This is a genomic window from Actinoallomurus acaciae, from assembly GCF_042429965.1.
In the GTDB taxonomy this organism is placed as follows: Bacteria; Actinomycetota; Actinomycetes; order Streptosporangiales; family Streptosporangiaceae; genus Actinoallomurus; species Actinoallomurus acaciae.
Genome location: NZ_JBHLZP010001161.1, coordinates 1 through 915 on the forward strand (window position 1 = coordinate 1; position 915 = coordinate 915).

Here is a 915-nt window from a genome sequence, read left to right on the forward strand (position 1 = left end):
GCGTAGTCGGCACGGACGGCGTAGTCGGCACGGACGGCGTAGTCGGCACGGACGGCGTAGTCGGCACGGACGGCGTCGGCGCGGCCATCGCCTCGACCGGGCTGCGTACCGGCTCGGTCCCGGCCGTCGTCGCGCACCCCGGGCGCAACGGGTTCGCGCTGCCGCTCACCCTCTTCTTCGCCCGACCCGGCCGCGTACCCGGTCCGCTCAGCATCGCCACCTGGCCGGTCCTGGCCGCGGCCGTCGGCCTGCTCGTGGTCACCACGACCGGTCACTGCGGGCAGCCCCACCTGTTTCCGGCCGGAAGCCGATCGCCACGAGGGCGCCCACGGCGTGCGCGGGCCGCGGGACCCGGGTACGTCGTTCCGGCGGCGCCGTCGCGCGGGGAGCACGACGGTGGCGGCATCGGCATCATGGCGAACAGCCGCACCGCCCCTCAGCCGGGCATCGGCCTCTTTGTTCGGCGAGCCTGACCCGCACCCGGGCCCCCGGCACACCGCCTCTCGTCCTGGGCGGCCTAACCCCGGCGAAGACCGTCCGGCCACAGCGACGAGAACACCGGCGCGGGCGGCGGTTAGGGCTCGTGAATCCGGCGATCGGTCGTCATGCCCCGGACACCGTGCACCGCGGAGCCTGCGCCGCAGCGCGACCGGCCGTTCTGACGATGGGGTGGTCGGCCCCACCGTGCGAGCCGGGCCGGACGGCACCAGGCCCTAATCCTCGGTCGTGAAGGTCAGCGTCTCCTCCCCCACCCGTACGCCGGTGACGGTCATCGGGCCGAAGCCGGGCAGCGGCGCGGACGTCACCCGGCCCGCCCCGTCCGGCTGGAGGCCGAACAGCGCCGTGACCAGCGCCGGGGACACCGCGGCGCTCCAGGCCTGCGGACGGCAGGCCGGTGGGTACGGCACCGGCGCC

At 75.8% G+C, this 915-nt stretch carries 2 protein-coding genes; one reads left to right on the plus strand and one right to left on the minus strand.

The window, feature by feature from the left end:
• On the plus strand, window positions 1-473 hold a 473-nt coding region (locus tag ACFFNX_RS51340; RefSeq protein WP_378213802.1), incomplete at its 5' end, for a hypothetical protein.
• 240 nt (window positions 474-713) lie between these two features.
• Here the strand turns inward: ACFFNX_RS51340 and ACFFNX_RS51345 are convergent.
• Window positions 714-915: hypothetical protein (locus ACFFNX_RS51345; RefSeq protein ID WP_378213803.1), on the minus strand; the 202-nt coding region annotated here is incomplete at its 5' end.